Annotated in this window: 19 protein-coding genes; 6 read left to right on the top strand and 13 right to left on the bottom strand. The window is 34.1% G+C overall.

Translation table 11 applies throughout. The features are described 5' to 3' along the window. Positions 1-4: 4 nt before the first annotated feature. The 11 genes from HMPREF2811_RS01080 to HMPREF2811_RS01030 form a co-directional block, all read right to left on the bottom strand. Entirely contained in the window at positions 5-331 is a 327-nt protein-coding gene (locus HMPREF2811_RS01080) for a PTS lactose/cellobiose transporter subunit IIA (RefSeq protein ID WP_071407728.1), read from the bottom strand. A 10-nt stretch (positions 332-341) separates the two neighbouring features. Next, positions 342-1,250 (bottom strand): N-acetylmuramic acid 6-phosphate etherase, encoded by a 909-nt coding sequence (gene murQ, locus HMPREF2811_RS01075; RefSeq protein ID WP_071407727.1) that lies wholly within the window; start codon positions 1,248-1,250, stop codon positions 342-344. Beyond that, positions 1,247-2,698 carry a glycoside hydrolase family 1 protein gene (locus tag HMPREF2811_RS01070; protein WP_168164923.1) on the bottom strand — a complete coding sequence of 484 codons (1,452 nt, stop codon included), beginning with the start codon at positions 2,696-2,698 and terminating at the stop codon, positions 1,247-1,249. Before HMPREF2811_RS01070 ends, murQ begins: the two co-directional genes overlap by 4 nt. A 575-nt stretch (positions 2,699-3,273) precedes the next feature. Continuing rightward, positions 3,274-4,545, bottom strand: coding sequence for an alpha-L-fucosidase (locus HMPREF2811_RS01065; protein ID WP_071407726.1), 1,272 nt, complete (start codon positions 4,543-4,545; stop codon positions 3,274-3,276). 30 nt (positions 4,546-4,575) lie between these two features. Beyond that, entirely contained in the window at positions 4,576-6,807 is a 2,232-nt protein-coding gene (locus tag HMPREF2811_RS01060; protein ID WP_071407725.1) for a glycoside hydrolase family 3 N-terminal domain-containing protein, read from the bottom strand. Between the two features lie 9 nt (positions 6,808-6,816). Further along, entirely contained in the window at positions 6,817-9,861 is a 3,045-nt protein-coding gene (locus HMPREF2811_RS01055) for an alpha-mannosidase (RefSeq protein ID WP_084801803.1), read from the bottom strand. 75 nt (positions 9,862-9,936) lie between these two features. After that, positions 9,937-11,538, bottom strand: a complete 1,602-nt coding sequence (locus HMPREF2811_RS01050; protein WP_066124225.1) for an extracellular solute-binding protein — start codon at positions 11,536-11,538, stop codon at positions 9,937-9,939. A gap of 13 nt (positions 11,539-11,551) precedes the next feature. After that, on the bottom strand, positions 11,552-12,895 hold the full coding sequence (locus HMPREF2811_RS01045; protein ID WP_071407723.1) for an alpha-L-fucosidase: 1,344 nt from the start codon (positions 12,893-12,895) through the stop codon (positions 11,552-11,554). 86 nt (positions 12,896-12,981) lie between these two features. Further along, a complete protein-coding gene (locus HMPREF2811_RS01040) occupies positions 12,982-13,986 on the bottom strand; it encodes a family 20 glycosylhydrolase (RefSeq protein ID WP_084801801.1) in 1,005 nt (334 codons plus the stop codon). Between the two features lie 3 nt (positions 13,987-13,989). Beyond that, a complete protein-coding gene (locus HMPREF2811_RS01035) occupies positions 13,990-14,889 on the bottom strand; it encodes a carbohydrate ABC transporter permease (protein WP_066124245.1) in 900 nt (299 codons plus the stop codon). A gap of 30 nt (positions 14,890-14,919) precedes the next feature. After that, entirely contained in the window at positions 14,920-15,861 is a 942-nt protein-coding gene (locus tag HMPREF2811_RS01030) for an ABC transporter permease (protein ID WP_071407721.1), read from the bottom strand. Between the two features lie 151 nt (positions 15,862-16,012). Here HMPREF2811_RS01030 and HMPREF2811_RS01025 point away from each other — a divergent pair, with 151 nt between their 5' ends. From HMPREF2811_RS01025 to HMPREF2811_RS01015, 3 genes are read left to right on the top strand one after another with little or no spacing between them, the layout of a single operon-like run. After that, the gene (locus tag HMPREF2811_RS01025; protein WP_071407720.1) at positions 16,013-16,498 is read left to right on the top strand and encodes a hypothetical protein; all 486 of its coding nucleotides are present in this window, start codon (positions 16,013-16,015) and stop codon (positions 16,496-16,498) included. A gap of 3 nt (positions 16,499-16,501) precedes the next feature. Further along, a complete protein-coding gene (locus tag HMPREF2811_RS01020; RefSeq protein ID WP_071407719.1) occupies positions 16,502-17,119 on the top strand; it encodes a DUF624 domain-containing protein in 618 nt (205 codons plus the stop codon). Then, positions 17,119-19,317 (top strand): AraC family transcriptional regulator, encoded by a 2,199-nt coding sequence (locus HMPREF2811_RS01015; RefSeq protein ID WP_071407718.1) that lies wholly within the window; start codon positions 17,119-17,121, stop codon positions 19,315-19,317. Before HMPREF2811_RS01020 ends, HMPREF2811_RS01015 begins: the two co-directional genes overlap by 1 nt. Positions 19,318-19,370: 53 nt before the next feature. Here HMPREF2811_RS01015 and HMPREF2811_RS01010 read toward each other — a convergent pair whose 3' ends face one another. Together HMPREF2811_RS01010 and HMPREF2811_RS01005 are read right to left on the bottom strand one after the other, a co-directional pair. Next, positions 19,371-20,507 (bottom strand): M20/M25/M40 family metallo-hydrolase, encoded by a 1,137-nt coding sequence (locus HMPREF2811_RS01010; RefSeq protein ID WP_210386529.1) that lies wholly within the window; start codon positions 20,505-20,507, stop codon positions 19,371-19,373. After that, positions 20,494-21,474 carry a glycosylasparaginase gene (locus tag HMPREF2811_RS01005; RefSeq protein ID WP_071407717.1) on the bottom strand — a complete coding sequence of 327 codons (981 nt, stop codon included), beginning with the start codon at positions 21,472-21,474 and terminating at the stop codon, positions 20,494-20,496. Before HMPREF2811_RS01005 ends, HMPREF2811_RS01010 begins: the two co-directional genes overlap by 14 nt. Positions 21,475-21,672: 198 nt before the next feature. On the opposite strand from HMPREF2811_RS01005, the gene HMPREF2811_RS01000 reads away from it, so the two are divergent. From HMPREF2811_RS01000 to HMPREF2811_RS00990, 3 genes are all read left to right on the top strand, one after another. After that, the gene (locus HMPREF2811_RS01000; RefSeq protein WP_071407716.1) at positions 21,673-22,557 is read left to right on the top strand and encodes an ROK family protein; all 885 of its coding nucleotides are present in this window, start codon (positions 21,673-21,675) and stop codon (positions 22,555-22,557) included. Positions 22,558-22,559: 2 nt separating this feature from the next. After that, positions 22,560-23,312, top strand: coding sequence for a copper homeostasis protein CutC (locus HMPREF2811_RS00995; protein WP_071407715.1), 753 nt, complete (start codon positions 22,560-22,562; stop codon positions 23,310-23,312). Positions 23,313-23,580: 268 nt separating this feature from the next. Next, a complete protein-coding gene (locus tag HMPREF2811_RS00990; RefSeq protein ID WP_071407714.1) occupies positions 23,581-24,159 on the top strand; it encodes a YdcF family protein in 579 nt (192 codons plus the stop codon). The last annotated feature ends 427 nt before the right edge of the window (positions 24,160-24,586 follow it).

Below are 24,586 nucleotides of genomic sequence, written 5' to 3'. Positions count from 1 at the left end.
TTTACTAATCCTGAATTTCTAAATCATGAAGACGCTTGTTCATACGAATAACCAAATCGGCTAAATTACGAACTTCTATTGAAGTCATCAGATGGTCTTGTGCATGAACCATTAATAATGAAATGTCATGTTTATCTCCGTTCGCTTCACCTTGTAATAATTCGGTTTGCGTTTGATGAGCCACCGTTAAAAACTCATCTGCTTCTTTCATTAAGTTATCTGCTTGTTCAAAGTCTCCTTTTTCTGCAGCTTCCATCGCTTCATAAACTAACCCCTTGGCATTGCCACCATTTGAAATAATATTAAATATTGATAATTCTAAACCTTCCATTGTTTACCTCCTAAGCTAAGTTATTAATTGCTAAACGAATATGGCCTTGATTAGCATCTAGTGTTGCTTGAGCTTCCTCTAAGTTAAGACCAGCTAAATGCATGACTAACGCTAATTTCACATGCTTTCCTGATTTAATATATAAATCATAGGCGTGATCCGTTTCTAATGATAAAAGCTCTGCGATCATTCTTACCGCACGTTTTTCTAATTTACTATTAGTTGGTTGTAAATCGACCATATAATTTTGATAAGTTTTACCAAGTTTTATCATTAATGTTGTTGAAATCATATTTAAAACGAGTTTTTGAGCCGTCCCAGCTTTCATTCGTGTAGAACCCGTGATAGCTTCAGCTTCCGTTACTACCTCAATTGGAAACATAGCCACTTCACCTATTTGACTATTCTTTACACAAGCGATGGATCCAGTACCAGCTCCAAGAGAGTTTGCATATCTTAAAGCAGCTATCACATAAGGTGTCCGTCCACTTGCAGCAATACCCACTACGAAATCAAGTTCATTTAATCCGATAGCTTTTAAATCTTCCACGGCATCCGTTTCTGAGTCTTCCGCACCTTCTTGAGCGATGAACATCGCTTCTTTACCGCCAGCTATTAAACCTTGTACCATATCTTTATCCACACCAAATGTTGGTGGGCATTCAGATGCATCTAATACTCCTAAACGGCCAGACGTTCCTGCGCCAATATAAATTAAGCGTCCTCCTTGATGAACTTTCAAATAAAGTTCATCAACCAACTGAGTTATCGCATCAATTTGACTAGCAACTATGCCTGGAACTTTTTGATCTTCTTCATTAATCTTTGTTAATATTTGTTTAGTCGAGAGAATATCAATATCGCGTGTATTTGAATTATTTTTCTCAGTGTTTAATTTTTCAATTTCACTAAAATTCATAATGATCTCCTTTGCTGTTTATTAATAAAGTTTTGATACCAAGCAAAACTTTGCTTTTTATATCGACGATAACTTCCTTGACCTTCGTTGTCCGCATCTACATAAACAACACCATATCGTTTCGCCATCTCACATGACCCTGCTGACACGATGTCAATGACACCCCACAACAGATAAACTTCAATCTCAACACCGTCGTTTTGAGCTAACAATATTTGATTAAAATGTTGTTCTAAATATTCAATTCGGTGCTGGTCATTAACCGTATTGTCTGAATTCAATACTTCATGTGCGCCAATACCATTTTCAGAAATAATGATGGGTAATTGATACCGATCATAAATCTTATTAAGCGCAATTCGAATACCGACCGGATCGATTTGCCATCCCCAATCCGTCGCCTTTAGATAAGGATTCTTTGTAGAAACGACCAAATTACCAGCTGTTTTCTCAGACTCCTCAGTAGAAATAACCGAAGACTGATAATAGGAGATAGACACAAAATCAACCGTGTTGTTTTTAAGTATATTTTTATCTTCTTCTGTAATGACGATGTTAAGGTCATTATCTTTAAAATATTGATTCATATAGTAAGGGTAATGCCCATTTACCATCACATCCGAGAAATACCACTGATATCGTTGTTCATCTTGAACTAATTTGAGATTATCTTCAGGCTTAGCAGTTAAGGGATAATAATTGAAAAAAGCAATCATTGAGCCAAATTTAACCTGTCCATGCTTCTTTGCAAATTCAATCACTTTAGCATTTGCTACAAATTGATGATGGAGTGCTTGATAAATATCTTGCTCATCATATCCTCCCTCATCCTTTTGAATTAAACCAATGCCATTATAAGGAGAAAAATATCCTGTATTAATTTCATTAAATGGTAAGCAATAATCAATTTTATCGCCCCATCGTTCTAAAACAACTTTCGCAAATCGAAGATAATGATCTATTACTTGACGATTTTTCCAACCACCATATTTTTCTACTAAATGAAGCGGCATCGCATAATGATACAAAGTCAAAAATACTTTTATATCATTTGCCTTTAGGAAATCAAAAATTTTGTCATAATAATCTAAACCAGCTTCAATAGGCTCTAATTCTTCTCCAGTTGGAAATAAACGTGCCCAAGAAATCGAGAAACGATAAATCTCTATCCCTAATTCTTTCAACAGTTCCAAGTCTTCAATACAATGCTCATATCCTTTCGATCCTTGACGAAATGGATAAAATTGGGTTGAAGAGGATTGTTTGGCTTCATCAACCGTTGCTTGTTTAATTAAGCGTGTACTCATGGTTGCATTATCAGTTCGGGGGATATACGGCCGGCAGTCTTGTGTATCGATTCCTTTGCCACCGACATCCCAACTCCCTTCGTATTGACTCGCTGAGGTAGCGCCACCCCACAGAATTGGCTTTTTCGTTTTAGAGAACAATTTCTAAACCTCCTCGTTGTAAGTCCTTTCATTACATAGTTTAATACAAATAATTCTGGAATGCAACATTGTTTCTTAAAAATATTATATAAAAAGAAACAAAATTTCTTTTTTATTGTGTTTGCATGCAATCCCTTGCTTAATAAATCAATAGAAAATAAAGTGAAAAAAAAGAAGTGAACAAAAATGTTCAACTTCTATTTCTTACATTTTATTTAGAATAACAACTTCTCAAAAGTATGGGAATAAAAAACATTTAGCTCAAAGAAAAGTCCTCTACCAAGTATTTTTGATAAAATAGATTATTTTTAATTAAGCTCCAACAATATTTATCAATTTTCCCCACTAAAAATTGCGGTTCCAAATTATTGTTCTTAATTGCTAGGATTTAATCTTATAATATTTTTTATATTTTTAGTTCTACTCAATAATCTGAACAATTTATTATTTTTTCAGACTCTCAAATTTCAACTTAATATTATTCAATAATACTTTTGTTCCTCTAAATTTATTAATAATCATTCTTACTTTTTTCGCTTTATTGATACCTTCAAATTCAATTATCTTCTTATAACCTATCGTACCAAAATCTGAACTTTACGATTACCTTGCTCATCAAAAATTTCGATTGTTACTTTTTCAACTCTTTGTCCTTTGGTGATATCCTCTTGGATAATAAGATATCTAATCACTTCTGGTTTTTGAAAGCTAACAACAATTACATTTGCAGCAATATTTTCAATTGATTGATACCCATTTAATAAAATATCTTTTCCATACATTATGTCATACGCTATGGTATCATCAACGCAATTCAAATCTCTTATTTTTTCACCTAGAGATTTTAATTCGCGTTCATCTACTTCAGAAATCAATCCTTCTTTGTTAGGGGGGACATTTAATAATAAGACACTATTACCGCCAACTGACTTTTTATATAAGTTAAATAGTTCTTCACTACTTTTTACTTGTGAGTTTTGATCAGGATGATAGAACCATCCTGGTCTTATCGAGGTATCTGTTTCAGCTGGATACCAGATTAATTTACCTGGATAATTCATGATGACAGAACGACTACCTAAATCTGCATCTTCATGTCGATAGGTTTGAGCAAACTCCTTATCATCCGCTTGTTGGGAGTGTCTAGCGGTATAGGATGGATCTGAATACGCTTCTGGTACCACACTCCACTCATTATTTCTTACGACGCCTGCTTCATTTCCTATCCATCGAACATCTGGTCCCATAATCGCAATTACTGCATTGGGTTGTAATTGGCGAATAATTTGATAATAACCTAACCAATCATATTCTTGCGTTTTTCCATTGGGTCCTTCACCATTCGCTCCATCAAACCAAACTTCAAATATGTCACCGTATTGCGTCAATAACTCGGTAAGTTGATTAACAAAAAATTCATTGTACTCTTTTCCTGTACCATAGCTTGATTCAGTCAAATCCCAAGGTGAAAGATAAACTCCAAATTTCATATCATATTTTTTACAAGCAGCCGCTACTTCTTTTACAATATCTCCTTTGCCATCTTTATAGGGAGTATTGGCGATAGTATGTGAAGTATACTGGCTGGGCCACAAACAAAATCCATCATGATGTTTACAAGTTAATATGACACCTTTCATTTCAGCAGCCTTTAAAGTGCGAACCCATTGTTCAGCATCTAATCTCTTGGGATTAAAACAACTAATATCTTCATTGCCCTGTCCCCATTCAGCATTATAAAACGTATTGATTCCAAAATGAATAAAACCAATAAATTCTAATTGTTGCCACTTTAATTGTCGCTCTGTAGGTACAACTTTTATTAGATCCTCAATTTTCTTTCCCATAGGGTTATTCGTCACCTCCTAGTTTTGGCATTAATTAAACTTTATATTCTTTTCAATTATAGTCTCTTGACACTCAACTATTACTTTTACTTTAGAGTAACAACGTTCTTCAAGATTTTCATCCAATCCACTTAACTCCATTTCGCTTAATATAATGGAAAACGAAACTTGTTTTCCTTTTGGAACAAATATTTTCTTAAACCCTTTTAGTTCCTTGACTCGTGGTATGACTTTTAAATGATGAGCTCGAATATATACCTGAACGACTTCGTGAGCATCGATTTCACCGATATTGGCAAGTTGTCCTGTTATTTCTACTTGATACTTTTCCTCATTGATTTTATCGCTAACTCTAACTTCACGAAGTTCAAATTTTGAGTAAGTTAAGCCATAACCAAACGGATATGCATAACGTTCTTCTTGATCAATATAAGCATACTTGTGATGGTTATCTTTATAGTTATAATAAACGGGTAAAGAACCATTTGATAATGGTATACTCATCGCTAATTTACCACTTGGAGATACTTTACCAAATAACAGTTCAGCAAAAGCTATCCCTCCCATTTCACCAGGGTATCCTAGATTAAAGAGTCCTTTGATTTTCGACTCAACTTCATTAATAATATGAGGTCGTCCTTGAATTAAGGCAACAATTATATTTTTGTTAATTTTATAGATTTCATTAACTAATTCTTTTTGGCACGGTGGTAATTCAATATCAGCTAAGTCAATATTTTCGCCACTCGTCATTTCACTAGAGCCACTTAAGGCAGCACCATTTTCATCAAATTGAGTTGAAAAATCACGCGCACTGGCTCCTCCCAAAGCAAGAATAACAAAATCAGCCTGTGCAGCAATTTTTTTGGCCTGTTCTAACAGCTCAGTATTACCATAGGATATCATACTACCTTTAGCATATAATATTTCAACAGGGGAGTCTTTAAGATATTCGTTAATCCCTTGTAAAACAGTAGACACAGTTTCATCTTCTTTATAGGGTGTATAGTCCCCTAACTGATTATAAGGTGCATCAGCGTTAGGACCAATAACCGCTATTTTTTTTATTTTATTAACATCAATCGGCAAAATATTATTGTCATTCTTTAGTAATACCATTGATTCTTGTGCTAGTTGTTTATTGATTAGGCTGGTTTCTCGAAAATCATATCCTTTGATTTTCGTAGCTGGGGGTTCAAATAATCCTAATTTTTCTTTTAATTTTAAAACTCTTAGAACCGCTTGATCTAAACTCTCCATCTCAAGATATTTCTTTTCAATTGCACCTTCTAAATAGGTGAAAACATTATCCCAGAGACTAATGTCTACCCCACTTTTTAGAGCCCAAGCAGCTGCTAATTCACGATTGCCATCCACGAGCGAAACTAGCCGTTCTAATGCAACACCATCGGACATTACAGCTCCTTCATAACCTAATCTATCTCGAAGCATTAAATTTAATAACTTCTCATTACCATGACACGGGATGCCATCAATATCATTATAGGCAGCCATCGTGAGTCGAACATTTTCTTCAATAGCATATTTCATGGGTAATAAATGAATCTCATATAATTCACGCTCCCCAATACCCGTTGGTCCCGCATTATGACCACCATAAGTCGCGCCTTGTCCCGCAAAATGTTTCAAGGTAGCCAATACCTTATCTGGTCCCAATCGGTCAGAAATATCCCCTTGAAGTCCTCTTAAAGCTGCTTTTGTAAAACGACCTGTTAAATAAGCATCTTCAGAAAAGCATTCTTCAGTTCTGCCCCAACGAGGATCTCTAGATACATCTAGAGTAGATATTAAGCCAATATGTGCACCGGTCATACGTATTTCGTTAGCCACGATTGCTTGTGCTTTTTGATAGAGTGTGGGATTCCAACTGGCCCCAACACTGTAATTGACTGGAAAACTTGTTGAGTAGAGTCCTTGATGTCCATGCGGACACTCTTCACTTAACAGTACTGGAATTCCTAAACGGGTATTTTCTTTCAAATAGTTTTGAATATTATGACTTAAAGACCATGATTCTTCTTTCGTCAGTCCATGATTAAAATCCATCATTGACCATGGATCTGCGCGAAAGACACCATAAATAAAACCTAAGCCATCCCATCGTTCTACTTCTTTTTTAAACGTTTCGGTTAGAATCACTTTCCCTTTATTTTTTTCGAAGACATCCCATCCATATAATTTTTGATTCAGTTGTCCTACTTTTTCGCGAAGTGTCATTTCTTTTAATAATCGATTTATCATATGACCACCTTACATTAATTTAATTGTTTTAATTTCATAGGGCTTCACTTCACATATAAATTGATTGTTTGAATCAATCCTTAATTCCGTTTCAATTTCTTCAAGTAAGTTACATTCATAAACTTTAGTATATGAAGAGATAACCCTAGCATTCACTTTGCTCCGACGTCCTTTAAAGTCAAAAAGTCTTACAATAATTCCTTTGCCATCTTCTGATTGTTTTAAAGTATCCATTATTATCGCATCATTCTCAAATTCAATTGGAGGTGACATTATCTGCTGATCTTCAGCGACCGGTAAAGCCACCAATGGATTATTTAATTGATAACTTTCTGCTACAACATCCGAATTCTTCCAATCACCTTGATGCGGATACAAACTATAAGAAAATTGATGATTACCAATATCTGCTTTTGGATAGGGATCAATAGGTGACTTAATTAAAGATATTCCTAATTTTTGATACTCAGTATTGTAACCATATTTACAATCTGACATTAGCGCACAACCATAATCTTCTTCCGATAAATCAATCCACTTGTGAGCACATGTTTCAAATTTGGCAATATCCCAACTAGTATTTCGATGCACTGGACGCTTAATATTTCCAAATTGAATGTCGTGAATACTTTCATATGCGTGTATTTCCACATTAAATTCAGCCCTTAAGAGCTGTTGGTTTTCTTGCCAATCTACCTCTGTTTTAAAATCAATTCTTCTTGAATATGCATGAAAAATTATTTCCTGTTGGATAGTAGAATGTTGATAGTATCGTTCAATAAGGAGACTAAATATCAAGGATCCGTTTTCTTTTACTTTTACGCTGTTTAAATGACGAATGGTCCAACGTTTATAAGGATAATAGATATCAATATCCCATGCATCATAATCCATCGGGATATCCTCATACACCACTAACTCATTTAATAATCCTTGATTGACATTCACCATACGCTGCGCTTCTTTATCATATAAACTAATAATTTGGTAATCTTTATCAAATTCAACAAAATAATAAGGAGTCTCTAATTGACGGGTTTTGTCATTATATTTAAAATTTGAATCCGCTTCTGCCGATTTCGTTTCTTCCAAGCCTACTTTTACAGTGGATAATGGTTTCAAGTTAGGTAAATAATATAAGCGTTCTTGATTTGTCAATTGTTGACTTTCTAACACTTTTTGGCCATTTAGAAGTAGACTTCCTGTTGACTCTTTTAATTGAATATAGCCGTTTTGTGAAATCCCATTAGGATTAAAGATTATTAAATCATGCTTTTCCTCAGGAGAGTGAAATAGATTGTTGAATAAGTGTTCAAATGACATAAATAATTTTTCGAAAGTAGAATCCGCTTCATCATAAACTTCTTGAATGGAACTCCCCGGTAAGACATCATGAAATTGATGCTTTAAAACGATTTTCCATAAATTTTCTAATGCTGACTTTGGATAGTTTTCCCAATTATAAAGAGTATACAGTTTTTCAATATTTTGTAAGTAAAATTCCGCAAAACGATTTTGACGCTTTATTTTACCGATTGATGTATAAGTACCACGGTGATATTCAAAGTAAAGTTCCCCCACCCATGTATTAAAGTTTTGTTTCTCACTTGATTTTTCCAAATTTTCAAAAAAATCAAGTGCGTTACTATTCTTCACTTTTGGTATTCCTGGTAATCCATTTTCTAATCTTTGAGCCGTTTCCAACATTTCGATCGTCGGCCCTCCCCCACCATCACCATATCCATAGGCATTCATAATAAAGTTATTTTTATCTTTATTGATATAACGATCCCAACTTTTCTTTAAGGTTAACGGATCTAACATGCCATTATAGGTGGTATAAAATGGTGTAGGACTATAACCGACACTCACTGTCGGTATAAAATGAACTAACACTTCACTTCCATCTAATCCTTTCCAAGTGAAAGAATCATTTGGTATTTGATTCATTTGATTCCACGATAATTTGGTGGTCATAAAATATGGAGTATTGGTTTTAGCCATAATTTGTGGCAGTGCTGGTGAATAACCAAATACATCTGGTAACCAACAGATTTTACTTTCAATCCCAAATTCATTTTTAAAATACTGTTTTCCATATAAAAATTGTCGAACCATTGACTCACCAGAAATTAAATTAGGATCACTTTCAACCCACATCGCCCCTTCGGGTATCCATCTTCCCTCTTTAATTTTGGTTTGGATCAATTGATATAATTCTGGATACTGTTCTTTAATATCTTGATACAATTGTGGTTGGCTTTGAATAAAAGTAAAATTAGGATAATCTTCCATAAATTTTAAAATCGTTGAAAAACTACGTTCACCCTTTTCAATGGCCTGCTGAAAAGTCCATAACCATGCCAAATCAATATGAGTATGACCGATTGCATAGACGTCTACTGGTGACAATTCTTTGAATTTTTGATATAAATTCAATTGTAAAATAGACTGAATGGTGTCTAAACGCTGGTAGTAATCGTCAGAATAAACTTGGCGAAAATCCAATAGCTTAGTACATTTCAATAATGTATCTTGATAAATCAATTTATAAGAATCTTCTTCAATAGCTTGCCAAGCTTCAACCGCCACTCTTAAGTCCCAATAAGTATTATAAGTAGCTTGATCAATTTTATACGCTTTTATATACATTGGGAATTGCTTTTTTTCTCGTCCACTAAAGATTTCTAATCGCAATGAGACCTTTTGTCCCCAAAACTTTTCTGGAACGACAGTATGACGATGGTTAACATCTAATCCTTGAACTAGCTCTTCATTTAAATACAATTTCAACTGTGGATTAGTACTATTATCCCATTCTGTTAGAGAGGAGTATGCTTCAATCCAGAATGTTTCGCCAATATCTAATTGCGGAATCTTAATTTCAGATAACAACGTATAATAACAATTTTTTTGTCCAAAATAAGTTCCTAAAACATAATCTTCATTCAAATCACCATTAACTAATCGAACATCATGAATTGGATATTCTTCTTTTTTGATAAAATTAGCTAATTTATAATATTGTTTTCGTATATACTCAAATTCAAACATAAATTCCTCCATATGGTTAAAACAATAGCCTCTGGAATAAGAAACCAGAGGCTATTAATTATTTATTATCGACTTTTATGAATTTGCCCAACGGTCATAAGCACCTTGGTAAACTTTCACATAGTCTTCAATTCCCATGTTTTCTAAGGTTTTTAAGTAATCTGCCCAAGTGTCATCATTCAACTCAACCGTTCCAGTAATGAATTTAGCTTCCATTTCCGTTACATAAGTTGAGATATCAGTAGCATTCATACTAATTTGGTCTTGTTCATCTTTTGTTAAATAAGTGATTGGGAATGGAACTTCAGCATATGGTGTGACTTTCTCTTCCGTTTCAGCACGTAAGAATTCTGTGAATTCCGTTACATCTGGATCTTCAGGATTCACTTTAATTGCTGTTAAGTCCGTCTCATAAACCGGTACTAAAATACCATAAGCTGGCGTGATGGTTCCACGGTAATCTTCAGCTTTTTCAACATCGACATTCTCATCATTAAAGAGTTTTATCTCATCCCCTGCGGCATTTTGTCCTTTATTCCATAAGAAACCTTCTGGCCCTTGGTTAATGAATTCATATCCCTCTTCTGAATAGAAATAATCAACCCATCTCACAGCAGCTGCAGGATCTTTCGCATTATTTGTAACTGCGAATGTACCTGTTGAGAATCGCGGACTAGCAACGGCTAGCGTTTCAGGTGAAAATTCACTGGTCAATGTTTGGAACATTGGGTCATTCATCGCTTCTTTTTCGTTTTCGCCTAAAGTAAAGTATGAGAAGTAGTCTTGGAATACCCCGATTTGATTATTTTGTCCTTTAGCTTTCTTTTGTTCATTAGATTGAATAAAGGTTTCTTGGTCTAATAATTTTTCTGAATATAATTTTTTCATAAATTCTAAGTAGCCACGATAATTTTCAGTTGAAGGAGCAAATCTTACTTTACCATCAACCTCTTCGATAGAAGATGATTTCATTCCAAATGATGCCATCATATATAAACGAATCGTGTCTAGTTTAACATCAGTTAAAGGAATTTCATCTTGTTGCCCATTACCATTAGGATCTTCATCACGCATGCGAACTAGTAAATCATAGAATTCATCAACTGTTTTCGGAACCTCTTCCACACCTAGTGCTTCTAACCAAGTACCGTTATACCACATTGGACCTAATGGCCAAATACTGATTGAACTATGATTAATATAAGGTAAGCTATAAATATGACCGTCCGGAGCTGTGATTGATTTTTTAATATCTGGATTTTCTTCTAATACTTTTGACAAGTTTGGAGCATTTTCTGCTAATAAATCCTCTAATGGTAATAAAATTCCTTGAGAACCATAATCTACTTCCATACCACGTGTTAAGTTTTGCGAACCTGCTGCAAAAATAACATCAGGAAGGTCACCACTGGCAAATGCCAAATTTAGACGTGTACTAAAATCTGCCATTGGAGGTGTAATATATTCCCATTTTATATTGGTCATTTTTTCATATTCTTGTAAAGTTGGCATGTCTTTCCATTCAGCTAATCCTGTACCTGGAGCAATTAAACTCATTTCCAATGGTTCTTCAGAAATAGGAAATTTCGTTAAGGTATCGGCATTGACTGGTAGGACATTCATCAGTGTTGACAACAATAAACCTGCTGCTGTTGCTTTAAATAAACTTTTTTTCATATTATAACTCTCCTCATTTTTTATTTAATATAATTTTACAGCCATAAATTGGAAATTGCTCTACATCGTCCGGTATTAGTATCTGGTAATCTTTCCTTTCAATTGTTTTACCATTAGATACGTTTTTTATATCCTCTACTAAGTCCAATATCTCACTAGTTAAGATCGTATCGAGTGATATTTGCTGATTACACAAACTTTTTTTAATAAATAAATAAATAATATGATTCCTTTGCGTAAGAAAATATGGGCCACTTGGTTGCAGATTAAGCGCACGCGTTCCATAAATTCCTTCACCGTAAATTTTCATCCAAAGACCTAGACGCTTAAGTGATTGAACCTCCGTTTCTAATAAAGTTCCTTGTGGTGTTGGACCAACTCCAAATAATACATTTCCTCCCTTACTTACAATCTCAACCATTGTACTAATTAATTCATCACCTGATTTTATAACATCTGTGGGTACATAGCCCCAGTCGTTGCCAATAGGAATATTACTTTCCCACGGTTTCGTTGGTATTTGGTGGTAGTCAGGAATTTTTCTTTCAGGAGTAACATAGTTTTCATGACGACCACCCATTGCTCGATTCACCATAATGAGCTCGGGTTGATGTTTACGAGCTATATCAGCTAATCGATCCATTTGTAAATCTTCTTTACCTTCACCACACCAACCAGCATCTAGCCAGAGTAAATCAATTTTCCCATAGTGGGTCATTAGTTCTTCGATTTGCCGATGAACAAAATCTACATATCTTTGCCAAATTTCAGGATATTGAGCAGTATCATAACTAGCATGACGACCTTTTACCTCCTCATCATCTAGCCAATAATAAGGACTGTACCAGTCTGCTTTTGAATAATATACTCCGGCAGCCATATGATGACGACGAATCACTGTCATGATTTCTCGATATAAATCAACTTTACAAGGACTTTGTTTGCCACAAATCTTAAATTCACTATATAAAGTATTAAATAAATTGAAGCCATCATGATGTTTGGACGTTACAATGCCATATTTAAATCCACAGTCACTTAAAAGAGCCATCCATTCATCAGCATTGAATTCAGTAGGATTAAATTCTTCAATTAAATTCCAATAGTCTAGCTTTAGTTGTTCAATCGACTCACGCCAAGCTTTAGGTTCTCTTGCCCATTCATCTTTTTCTGATAATTGCCACGATTCAACAATACCAGCTTGCGAATATAATCCCCAATGAATCAAGAAACCTAGTTTTTGATCTTGAAACCATTCTAATTTTTGTGGCAACCATTTTGATTCTGGAAACTGACTCATATCTAATTCTTTTGTTTCTTTACCTTCGACAATATCGCCACGAACTAATTCTGACATAATCACCCTCCTTACACTACTTTATCATAAAACGCTTACAGTAATTATTCAATATGTATCTACAAATAGAATATGTAAGATAAATATTATTTCTTATAGTTAGAGATAACAGTATTCATCGCCTTTAAATTTTGATCCAATCTAAATAAAATTTCCTCCACAGTTAAAGCATCTGGTTTATCACACCAAATACAATACTCAACTCCTTCTAGTAAAGACTGGTGGCCGGCAGGCAATATTTGATCATCTGAAAACAGTAACGGTTGCCATCCTTGGATGATTTTATCAGGTACAGGATATTGATACCCCGCATTTTCTCCTAAAACAAAATACATATACTTATCATTGCTGTTGACCAACTGATGTCCTTTTTCAATAAAAGTACTAAGAGGTGCCATATTCTTGTTCCATCGTGTCCAATAATGAACAACAGCGCGATGGTCTACTTCTACCAAACCTGAATCATTTAAACGATAAAGTCCATCACTCCACACATGGGGACGCAATCCTTTTGAGCATACAAATTCAATTAACTGATTAATATATTCAATATAAAGTTCAAGACCACTCGCTTGGGTGCCATACTTTTTGATGGCTCCTTGATATAAATCTGGATACTTTGCAATTTGATCAAAATCAATAAATTCATCTACCCCAATATGAAAACCTGAACTTTCAGTAAATAAATCGATATATTCAGCTAGTAATGAAAGCACCAATTCCACTGCCTTGGGATTAGTAATATCCAGAGCATTATTGGGAATACTAAGAGTACTTTTTTCTACTTTAAGACGTAATTCAGGTCGTACTTCTAGTAATGGTTTTAAATGACCTGGACTATCAAGTTCTGGTAAAATTTTAATCTTTTTTGCTTTTGCTTCTCTCATAATCAGTTTAACTTCTTCTTTTGTTAAATGATTTTCTGCTACCATTTCAGAACAAGTGTCACATTCAATACGGAATCCCTCATTATCACTAAAATGCCAATGTAACGTATCAAAGCGATGTTTATCCATAATATCAAGAATCGCAATCATCTCTTTGAAATTAAAATATTTACGTCCAGTATCGACCATTAAAATTTTTCTCATTACTTATCCTTTCAGTGAACCAACCATAACCCCTTTTACAAAGTATTTTTGTAAAAATGGATACACAATAATAATAGGTAATGTTGAAACAATCATAACGCCGTATTTTATGACTTCACTTAACTGTTGTTTTGAATAAGCTAACTCTGCCATTGATGAATTCATCATACTTGAAGTGGCACTACCAGTTGACGAAAGATCTTGTAACACTAATATTTCTCTTAAAATCATTTGTAATGGATATTTTGCTTTGTCTGATAAGTAAATTAATGCGCCAAAGAAACTATTCCAGTGTCCAACACCATAAAACAATCCCATAACTGCTATAATCGGCATGGATAATGGTAAGATAATTTTGATAAACATTGTTAAATCATTACAACCATCGATAATCGCTGCTTCCTCTAATTCACGTGGTACATTTGTCTCAAAGAAAGTCCGAGTCACAACAATATTATACATTGAAGCTGCTCCAGGTAAGACCATCGCCCAAATAGTGTCTAGCAAACCTAGATTACGCATTAATAAATAAGTTGGGATCATGCCACCACTGATAAACATCGGAACTATCATAAAATTCATTAGAAAGTTGCGTCCGAAAAAATCTTTTCTTGCTAATGCATAAGCACAAGGAATTGTGACCATTAAGTTAATTGCAGTTCCTAATAAAGTATAAATAATAGTGTTTTTATACCCTGTCCAAATTTGTTTGTTTTCAAAAATTGCTTCATACCCCATCCAAGTAAATTCTTTTGGAAATAACCACATCTCTCCTGAATTCACATGATAAGGATTACTGACAGAAGCACTCAATATATAAATTAATGGATATAAGACCAGTATTAAAGCAATTAATAGGTAAAGATAAACAAAAAATAAATACACACGGTCTTTAAATAACATTTTTTTACCAAACAATTAAACCACTCCTTTCTAGAATAATGAAGTTTGACTAACTCTTTTAGCAATTTGGTTCACAATGACCAGTAAAATCATATTAATAAGAGCATTAAATAAGCCAACCGCAGCGGCAAAGCTGTATTGTGCATCAAGTAAACCTTGCTTGTAAACAAAAGTCGCAATAACATTGGATGATTCCATATTTAAAGGGTTTTGTAATAAAATAATTTTCTCAAAGCCCATTGCCATTAAAGAACCGAAATTCATAATTAACAAAATAACCATCGTTGGAATAATGGTTGGAATATTAATGTACCAATTACGTTGCCATCTAGTTGCCCCATCAATCGTTGCAGCTTCATGTAATTGTTCATCTACACCAGATAATACAGCAAAGTAAATGACTGAGCCCCAACCTGTTGATTGCCAAACACCAGATAAAACGTAAATAGTTTTAAACCATCGTGGATCTTGTAAAAATGCAGTGCGTTCAAATCCTAAAAAACTTAAGAAATGGTTAATAATCCCGGTTGAAGGTGACAAGAATGAAATAATCATCCCTGAAATAACCACAACAGAAATAAAATTGGGTGCATAGGTTGCCGTTTGGACAAACTTTTTAGCAAAGCCATCTTTAACTTCATTTAGTGCTAGCGCCAAAATAATCGGCAATGGAAACCCAACAATTAATGAATAAACATTAATGCCGACAGTATTTTTAATTAAATCCCAAAAATAATATGAATTAAAAAATCTTTGAAAATGTTTAAAACCTACCCACGGACTCCCTAAAATACCTAATGAAGGCATATAATCTTTAAAAGCGATAATAACCCCATACATTGGGAAATACGCAAAGATTAAAAAATATAGAAACGCAGGAAATGCAAAGAGGTATAAATAACGACTGTGATAAATTTTTTGCCATATCGTTTTTTCTTTATTCACACGACGAATTGGTTGTGATAGTTCCATAAATTTCACCCTTTCTTCTCATAACACCATCATAAAACGCTTTCAGAACATTATCAATATGTGGTTTTTAAGATCATGTGTATTCTATCGGTTTTATTGTAACCATTTTCATAATGCTTTATAATATAGCTATCGCAGAAAGGAGAGGCTCATGAAAAAATATTTACTTATCTTCTTACTATTTTTATTATTGTTATTCGCACCACGTTTGTTAATAAGTTTAAAAAGTGATAGGATAATAATAGATGATTTTTCCGTAAGCGGACACATTGTTGACGAAACACCACTCAAAAGCGTCGTTGCGACTCTAAAAAGTAATATAGAAGCATCAAACGAAGAAGACATCGATCGCTATATAAATACACTCATTCCTTCTGCTCGAAAGGAAACCGAAAAAGAAATACGCTCTTTCTTTGAAAAATATGATTTACACATCGAACTTATTTCAATCGAAGTCATTGATCAAACCTCTGAAAGAGTCAAGTTAAGAGTCGTACAACAAAGTGAAAATCACAATGAGGCCGATTATCGCAATCATGAAGCCACAGTTGGTATGACTTTTATCAAAGTTAATGATCAGTGGTTAATAGCGGAAAGTATGATGGAAAATACAAAATTTAATTATGCGAAGGAATAGACGATGAATAAATTAACAACATTGACAGTAAATTTAGGTAATTTTATTTTGACTGTTTTGAAATTACATATTTTAGCCTTAATACATATTTTAAAAGGTGGGGTTGTACTAGGCATATTTCCTGCCATAGCAACTATTTGGGATTTATATTTCGATTCCTTTAATAATGATAAGGATCCCCGAACAACTCAATTTTCTCAAAAATGGCACGCTTATTTTAAATATGCCAATTTAACTGGATTTATAATATTAGTCTTTATCCTATTAATTAGCTATGAAATTCTATTAACCTTAAAAGTGTTACATTGGCCATGGTTAAGTCTTTTTTTACTATTTATTTTATTCCTATTAATCGGCATTTTTATTTACAGTTTTGCTAGCCTAATTCGCTATGATTTATCCATAAAAAATCATCTTAAACAAGGTTTTTTCCTTTTACTGTGTTCAATTCCTGAATTCATCGCGGGAATTATTGGTGCTGCATTAACCTTAGCTGTCTTAGCACTATTCCCTTTTCTAGCTTTTTTTGCATCGATTCCGCTAATTATTTTTCCATTTGCTTGGTTTAGTTACCAAGCTGTGACAAAACTCGAGCGAAATCAAATGAATGGAGGTTCTTAATGTTAAAACGCAATTTTAAATCAAAATTTTATTTTTTATTGCCATACATTCTTGTCTTCTTTATTCCTTTCTTTTGTTTATCGCTCCTTTTACATCATTACTTTATTGTCAATACACAAGAACAATTAGAACAATATGAAAAAAACAGCATACTCAAAACTGAGAATAATATTTATGATACCATTATCAGCTTAAATCACATGACAAATAATATTAGCAATCATCCAAAGCTCACTCGTTATTATGTAACCAATCGAGCAATACTAAATGAAACTTCTGAATTATTAAAGCAATATGCTAATATTAACTCTAATATCGATGAAATGATACTCTACTATCCTTTAGGAGATGACTATTATTATTCTTCCCAAGGGTTCTATGATTCGGACGCGATAATGAATCAAAAGCTAAGAATTGATCAAGATTCTTTTGAAGAATTTAATCACTTACTTAACTCAGATGCTTATGGTTTATTTTTAATCAAAAAAGTAAACACACCGCAATTAGTTTTTATATCCAATTTAAAAACGAGTAATTATAAAAGTGGGAAAGTAATCTATTTTATTAATACACCACGTTTTGTAAAACATTTTTCGGCAGAATATGAACACGATATCGTCCTACTTAATCATAAAAATGACTTTCTATATAGTTCTAAAGATATAACAGAAGAAACCTTACAACTTGCGAAACAACATCAAGCTAACGAAAATTATAAAACACTAACCGCAGAAAAAGATTACATTATTAGCTACGACACTATAGGGGTTCCTTTTAAAATCGTGACTTTAATCAATAAAAACAAATTTAAAGCCCCTCTCAATCGTTTAAAATTCCTATTTTATTTTGGAATCGTTGCTTTGAGTTCTGTTGGTTTATGGATTTCTTGGTTCTTTACTAACCGACAATATCGTCCAGTAAAAAACATTGCCGATAGTCTACGATCAATCTTACCCAATGAAGTAAATGTTCATGCAGATGATACGAATATCTATCGCCACTTACAGAGTAATATTGATTTAATGATTGAAAATCAAAATGAATTATCACTACAATTAGAAAGACAAAAAATTCAGTATATTAATTCTTTATATAAAAGTGTTTTAGAAGGGAATACCTTGAATGAAACTGATCAACAATTTATGATGACGAATCTTAAAACGTTTGATCAATCAAAATATTTTACTATCATCATCAATTCAAATGAATTAATGGAACAATTAGATGATATATTTCCTTTTGAAACAGAAAACTTTGAAGCTTTTCTCGTTAATGAACGCTTTATCAAGCAATATCAACTAATCTTTTGTCATTATGATGCCAAGTATATCAATCCAACTGTCATTAGTGAAACGATATATCACTATATGTTACAAGAAGAATTAGAAAACTTTTCTTTACTAGTAGGTAGACCGGGTTATCAAATACAGGATTTCTACTCTTCCTATTTAGATACTTTGTATTTACTTGAAAAGGATTCGACAAAATTTGGCGAATCTGAATCCATTTTATTTTTTAATATCAGTGAGCAGACAGAGGAAACTGATGCTAATTACATTTTCTCAACTAATTTTATTAAACTAAGAAATTCAATCGAAAATGGAAATAGTAGTACTTGTCAGACATCAGTAGAAGAAATCATTGAAATCGCCAAGCATCCTACTACCAATCAAATAATGTCAAAAACACTCTTATACGAAATTGTCAATTGCTTAATGAAATATGCCACAGAACACCAGATTAAAATTCCCCAATCGATTTATGATCAATTAGGCGCTAATTTTAATCCCTATAACGCAAAACAACCATTATTATATTTTGCTAATTATATTTGTGAGCAAATGCAAGCTATCCTTGAGAAAAAGGAACAAGATCAAAATAACGAAGTTATTACTCATATTTTAGCCAATTATCGTAATATTGACTTTAGCATCGAACAACTAGCAGACGATTTAGATGTTTCCGTTAATGCGATTAACCAAGTATTAAAGGAAAAAGTTGGAATTACTTTCAGTAAGTATGTTCAACAATTGCGTTTCAATTATGTGAAAGAACAGCTGGTGTCAACTGAATTAACTATTAAAGATATCATTCGTAACTCAGGTTACTTAGATGCTTCAAACTTTACTAGACAATTTAGAACTTTTTTTGGTTGCACACCTGGACAATATAGAACTCAATATAAAAATAAAGTATAAAAATAGAACTTTCGGCAGAATGATATTCACTCCATCCTGTCGAAAGTTTATTTTTATCCTAATTGTGCGAGACGATACATAGTTAGCGCATATATTTCAAGGTTAAGAAATATATCTTCTAAATCCCAATATTCATTTGGTTGATGAGCAATCCCTTTTTGTTCAGGAAAACTAGGTCCAAAGGGCACGATATTCGGGATTAATTTAGCATAGGTACCTCCAGTGGTTGTAACCGGTGTTCCATCCATACCGATGATCTCTTGATAGCTTTCTGACATTATTTTTATCTGAGGATGAGTTTTATCAAAGACGACGGGTTGCCAATTCGTAATGACTTCGATTATTATCGGGTAATTGGATAATTTATGTTGAATGTTCTTTATCAATTGATCGAACGTAATGGTCGGAGGATAACTAATTGAAAAGGTAAAACTTACTTGTTCATCCTCAGAAGCTAGTTGAAATCCCCTTATCTCTAATTTTCCATAATCTTTATGCTCCGTTGCGATACCTAAACGATCTCCTGAATCATTAGCTGCTAAGAAATAATCTGTCAATACTTTCGAGAAAACATCCATATCACTCATTGATGAACTTAATTTGACTCTCAATCGACCGCGTTCACTGTAAACAGGTGGGTACTTACAATCAGGGGTATAACCATACTTAGGGGGGCGTTCATTTTTTAAATAATAGGGAACATCATGAAACCCGCTTTCTTCATCACAGCCGAAAATAATACGAATCGATAGAGGGAGGTCAATATTTTCCTCTTCACATATTTCTTTGACTACTTTCAAAGCGAATAAGTTGGTGTATAGGGGGCCTTTATTATCTAAAACACCACGACTTATTATTTTATCTTCTACTATTTCACCACTAAAAGGAGGAACTGACCAACCATCCCCTACTTCTACTACATCAAGATGCCCCATCACTCCAACATAGTCATGCTTATTCCCCCATTGGGCAAATCCCACTTGATTTTCAAGATTATAAGTTTCAAAACCAAAGGAATCGGCTAAGGAAAGTGTATGTTCTAGCGCTTGTTTAATCGATTTACCATACGGAGCATCCGCTAAAGGTACGGATTTAATACTCGGTATTTGCACGATTTGTTGAATTGCAGTGATTAACTCTTGTCTGATTTCTTTACATTTCGCAATGATTTTTTCTTCAATTAAATTCATTTAACTTCCCTTTTCTTTCCAGAGGAGCGGTACGTGATTTCATATATTCATCTAACCACTCTGCACTTGCCGGCTCTATTTGACAATGTCCACCATTTATTTTATTCACTAAATAAACTGTTGGAGATAAATTTGACGTAGCAACCACTATTGAAAAATTGTCAATATTAGTCGCTGCTCCCCAATTACCTGATTTATCCATTGCTACTACTGATAGATCGCCCACTTTGTGACGTTTTTTAGTCAACTTTTGCATCGTATTGTTCACCGCTGTTTCGCAGGCTGCTTGTGGGGAAAGTCCAGACTCCATAAGCCTTACAATCTCATATGAAATAACGCCTTTCATCAAATCTTCTCCTAATCCCGTTGCGGTTGCAGCACCAATTTCACTATCTGCATAAAGCCCCGAACCAATAATCGGTGAATCGCCCAAACGACCTTTTTTCTTCATAAATAAACCACTTGAGCTCGTTCCTGCTACTAATTTTCCAGCTTGATCAAGACCGACAATGCCAACCGTATCATGACCGATATAAGGCTTTAATTCTTGTTGCTTATCCTCAAATAAACGATTATGATAATGAATTTTAGCTCTTTCAGTCAACATTGTTTTTCTTTCGAATCCCATCTGACTAGCGTATCGTTCAGCACCATCACCAATCAAAAAATTATTTACAGGGTACTGACTTAACGAACGTGCAATCGCGATTGGGTTAGCAAAATCCATAATGCCCCCCACTGCCCCAATATCAAAATTATCACCATCCATAAAAGCGGCATCCAATTCAACTTCCATTAATTCATTCGGTAAACCTCCATAACCTACTGATTTAAAGAAAGGAAAATCCTCAACCTTTTTAATTGCGATTTCCACAGCATCTGCACTTGAGATTCCTTGATTTAGTTCTAAGCTAGCCTTGGCAATTCCTTCAAGTGACATCCGCCATGTACCAATCATTCCCCACATTTAATATAACCTCCTTGGAAATAATTTCAATGCTCTCAATTTTATCTTAACAGACTACCCACTTTGTGTGTATATGTGATTTATAAAAAATATGGAAAACACGCTCATAATAATTCCCTTATCATATCTGAAATAAAACATTTTATCTGTAATCATGATTTGATACAATGAAGATAATGACTTATAAGGAGAGGGAATATGCAATTACTAGCAATTGATATTGGGGGAACCAATGTAAAATTAGGATTAGTCGATGAACAAGGTCAAGTGTCACACCAAACTCACTTTCCAACATTAATGCATGAACTTGAAACCTTTGAATCAAGATTACTCAATCATCTTGAAATATATGCTAAGGATTCTATCAGAGGAATTGCAATTAGCTGTACTGGATTGGCAAGTCAAGAAAACTTAACCATTGGCGAAGGAAATCCGATTTTAGAAGCTTTCGGTAGAACCATGCCCCAATTATTAATGAATCAATATAAATTACCAGTTAGTGTAGAAAATGATGGCAATTGTTCAATATTAGCTGAACATTGGGTAGGCGCCGCCAAAGGATATCAAAATGTCATATCAATTGTTATTGGGACTTCGATCGGTGGCGCCGTTATAATCAATGATCAATTATATAAAGGAAATCACTTGTTAGCAGGAGAATTTGGTTATTCTTTATTTAAACAGTCCAATCAACAATGGGAAATATGGAGCATTGTCGGCTCTACACAAGGAATGGTCAATCAATTCAATCACCATACGAGCGGAATCGAAATCTTCCAACAATACCATCAACGAAATCCAGAAGCCATTAAAGTAGTCGAAGACTTTTTTGAAAAACTAGCCGTTCAATGTTATAACTTGCAATATATATTAGATCCCGATGTTATTTTAATTGGTGGTGGCGTTAGTGAAGAACCAGCACTCATTCCTTTAGTAGAAAATAAAATAAAAGAAATCATTGATAAAATCCCTTCAAATGTCATAATCCCCAAAATAGCGCGTTGTCACTTTGGAAACAATGCTAATTTGATTGGTGCCAGTAAACATTGGTTAAATATCTATGGAAAGAATAAAGGAGAATAATCATGCTCGAAATCTGTTGTGGAAGTTATGAAGATGCTTTAGCAGCCTATAAAGGTGGGGCCAATCAAATTGAGTTAAATGCTGCTCTGGCACTCGGTGGTCTGACCCCAAGTTTAGCTAGCTTAACTCTAACCAAACGTCATACTGATTTAAAAGTAATTTGTATGGTTCGTCCTCGTGGTGGTGGCTTTTGTTACAGCGAGAAAGAATTTGAAGTGATGATGGCTGATTGTCAATTATTGCTTGAAAATGGCGCTGACGGTATTGCCTTTGGGTTTCTAAATTCGGACCTCACTATTGATAAAAAGCGCACTCAAAAGATGATTGGCCTCATTCATCAGTATAAAAAAGAAGCGGTCTTTCACCGGGCGATTGATGTGGTCAATGAGTATGAAGCCAGTATAGAAGGCTTAATTAAACTTAATATCGACCGCATCTTAACGAGTGGGCAAAAAGAAAAAGCGCCACAAGCAGTTGAACGACTCGCTTCGATTCAAGCACAATATGGAGCACAAGTCACTTTCTTAATGGGCAGTGGTGTCAATGAAAAGAATTCCGTAGAGTTAATGCAAACAACCGGAATTACCAATATCCACTCGTCTTGTAAAGATTGGCGCCTAGACCCTACAACTGTAAATCACGGTGTGAGTTATGCTTATACCGAAAGTCCTTCAGCATTGGCTTATGATGTCGTCTCAATGGATAAAGTACGAGAATTGGTGCGAGTTGTTACAAAAGAAGGAAATATACTCTAGTTAGAAATGAATTAGAACTAGAAAATCGAATGATTGTCACTTCGGCTTCTTGATCCAAACTCTTCAGTGGGCCTCAAACTAATCATTGAGACAAACAGTTTGAGACCACTCTACCACTGAGCTGTAAAATAACTACTAGTACTAATAAGTCGTGCAAAAACATATCGTTCACTGGTTAAAAACAACCTCCTAATCAATGAAAATATAATAAATTTGTAATCATCCATCAAATATTATAAGATAAATGAAAAGTAAATATGGAGGCAATATGAAATTAATTAAAGCAAGTTTTATAGCGTTCTTAATCACCATGATTATTTCCTCAATTATTTTATTTTTCACCTTAGATATTGGTGAAACACCTGAGAAATCAGATGTTATTATTGTTGCTGGTGGACAATTATACCGTGAGGCCAAGGCAAAAGAACTTTTAGAACAAGGTTATAGTACCTCTAATAAAGTGATTGTTTCGCCTATCACTCAAAATCAAAAAAATGCTCGTCCTCCTATCAATGATGATATCGTCAATCCTGATAATATAATTGCGGAACCATTAGCAACGTCTACTTGGACCAATGCCACAGAATCAATCAAAATAATGGAGCAACACGGTTGGAAAACTGCTATCGTGGTAACCAGTGATTTTCATACCAGAAGAACCAAAATGGCCTTTGAAAGAGCAAAAGGCAACAAAGACTTGAAATTCATTTATATATCTGCCTATCCAAAACAATCAGATCATAAAAATTCATATTTAACAAATAAAAATAATAGAAAATGGGCATTACACGAAATATACAAATATTGGGGCTATTGGTTTGGGTTGTATTATTATATTGATTTATAACACGAGAGGATTAAGTAAAATAACAACTTCTCCAGAGGATTTGGGTCTTAATAACTTCTAGTGGAAAGTAAAATCATCCACCAAATATTGTGGTTTGAATAGAATATGGTTCAATAACCTCCTAAACTGATAATGATCGAATGTTCGTATTATCAGTAGGAGGTTATTATTATGGAAAAAATCGATAACATTAAATATATTCTGTCGCAACTACTAAATTTTTTTATGAAGGTATTAGTGAAGTCGGTGCGATGGATGAAACAACATCACTATACTTAAAAGAAAGACCGAGGTGGACTCCAAACGTGGATTAATTGGCTTGATGTGCGGATTCGGGGTCAAAACTGGGGGTGCTTTGAATTGGCTACAGCTTGTCTTGAAAGCATAGAATAATCAGCTGGCAGGGCTTCAAAGAATTTCCGCCTTA

Origin of the sequence: Globicatella sp. HMSC072A10 (assembly GCF_001811625.1) — a bacterium.
In the GTDB taxonomy this organism is placed as follows: domain Bacteria; phylum Bacillota; class Bacilli; order Lactobacillales; family Aerococcaceae; genus Globicatella; species Globicatella sanguinis.
Note: the sequence above shows the minus strand (reverse complement) of the source record. Positions and strands in the feature narration are given on the sequence as shown.

Bases quoted from the DNA above. Each gene is read 5' to 3' on its own strand.
- HMPREF2811_RS01080 (WP_071407728.1), bottom strand. From the start codon at position 331: ATGGAAGGTTTAGAATTATCAATATTTAATATTATTTCAAATGGTGGC.
- murQ (WP_071407727.1), bottom strand. From the start codon at position 1,250: ATGAATTTTAGTGAAATTGAAAAATTAAACACTGAGAAAAATAATTCA.
- HMPREF2811_RS01065 (WP_071407726.1), bottom strand. From the start codon at position 4,545: ATGGGAAAGAAAATTGAGGATCTAATAAAAGTTGTACCTACAGAGCGA.
- HMPREF2811_RS01060 (WP_071407725.1), bottom strand. From the start codon at position 6,807: ATGATAAATCGATTATTAAAAGAAATGACACTTCGCGAAAAAGTAGGA.
- HMPREF2811_RS01055 (WP_084801803.1), bottom strand. From the start codon at position 9,861: ATGTTTGAATTTGAGTATATACGAAAACAATATTATAAATTAGCTAAT.
- HMPREF2811_RS01050 (WP_066124225.1), bottom strand. From the start codon at position 11,538: ATGAAAAAAAGTTTATTTAAAGCAACAGCAGCAGGTTTATTGTTGTCA.
- HMPREF2811_RS01045 (WP_071407723.1), bottom strand. From the start codon at position 12,895: ATGTCAGAATTAGTTCGTGGCGATATTGTCGAAGGTAAAGAAACAAAA.
- HMPREF2811_RS01040 (WP_084801801.1), bottom strand. From the start codon at position 13,986: ATGAGAAAAATTTTAATGGTCGATACTGGACGTAAATATTTTAATTTC.
- HMPREF2811_RS01035 (WP_066124245.1), bottom strand. From the start codon at position 14,889: ATGTTATTTAAAGACCGTGTGTATTTATTTTTTGTTTATCTTTACCTA.
- HMPREF2811_RS01030 (WP_071407721.1), bottom strand. From the start codon at position 15,861: ATGGAACTATCACAACCAATTCGTCGTGTGAATAAAGAAAAAACGATA.
- HMPREF2811_RS01025 (WP_071407720.1), top strand. From the start codon at position 16,013: ATGAAAAAATATTTACTTATCTTCTTACTATTTTTATTATTGTTATTC.
- HMPREF2811_RS01020 (WP_071407719.1), top strand. From the start codon at position 16,502: ATGAATAAATTAACAACATTGACAGTAAATTTAGGTAATTTTATTTTG.
- HMPREF2811_RS01015 (WP_071407718.1), top strand. From the start codon at position 17,119: ATGTTAAAACGCAATTTTAAATCAAAATTTTATTTTTTATTGCCATAC.
- HMPREF2811_RS01010 (WP_210386529.1), bottom strand. From the start codon at position 20,507: ATGAATTTAATTGAAGAAAAAATCATTGCGAAATGTAAAGAAATCAGA.
- HMPREF2811_RS01005 (WP_071407717.1), bottom strand. From the start codon at position 21,474: ATGTGGGGAATGATTGGTACATGGCGGATGTCACTTGAAGGAATTGCC.
- HMPREF2811_RS01000 (WP_071407716.1), top strand. From the start codon at position 21,673: ATGCAATTACTAGCAATTGATATTGGGGGAACCAATGTAAAATTAGGA.
- HMPREF2811_RS00995 (WP_071407715.1), top strand. From the start codon at position 22,560: ATGCTCGAAATCTGTTGTGGAAGTTATGAAGATGCTTTAGCAGCCTAT.
- HMPREF2811_RS00990 (WP_071407714.1), top strand. From the start codon at position 23,581: ATGAAATTAATTAAAGCAAGTTTTATAGCGTTCTTAATCACCATGATT.